1 protein-coding gene is annotated in these 639 nt (G+C 30.4%); it reads right to left on the minus strand.

Translation table 11 applies throughout. From position 1 onward, the window contains the following. Window positions 1-440, minus strand: a 440-nt coding sequence (locus CN514_RS24880) for an MBL fold metallo-hydrolase (RefSeq protein WP_141529534.1), incomplete at its 3' end; no start/stop codon positions are given. Between the last annotated feature and the right edge of the window lie 199 nt (window positions 441-639).

A 639-nucleotide genomic window follows, 5' to 3' on the forward strand; every position in this document is an offset into this window, starting at 1 on the left:
TCTGGAATACTGTGAGTAGTCCTAAAAAAACTAATTGAACTATTTTCAAATGTTAATAAAGTAGTTTCGTCATATAGTTCAAATTGCTCAAGGTTTTTAATACCCTTTTCACTTAATTTTTCTCTTATAAATAAATAAGCTAATTTATTCGTATAAAACTTTACTTGTGGAAGTTTATTCATAATATATGGAATCGCACCAATATGATCTTCATGCCCATGTGTTATAAAAACACCTACTACTTTATGTGCGTTTTTCTCTAAATAACTTACATCAGGTATGACATGATCTATTCCGTACATTTCTTGTTCAGGAAATTTTAAACCTGCATCTAACACATAAATCAAATCACCAACTTCGACTACATACATGTTTTTTCCAATTTCTCCGACGCCACCAAGGGCAAAAACTTTTACTTGTTCCTTCATTTCCTTCACCACAACCTGTTCCTCCTAGTTAGTTCTTTAAATTTACAGACCGTTCAAAATCTTACAAACATTATATCCTAGTCCGAACAGGTAAAACAAGATACATTCTTCCTTAAATAGGAAAATCGGATTACTTTGGGTATGTATTTTTAATTAATTTTTAACAAAATGATAGTTAATAAAATGAATGGTAGCTGATTGCCACTATAGT

Source organism: Bacillus sp. AFS001701 (genome assembly GCF_002559405.1).
In the GTDB taxonomy this organism is placed as follows: Bacteria; Bacillota; Bacilli; order Bacillales; family Bacillaceae_G; genus Gottfriedia.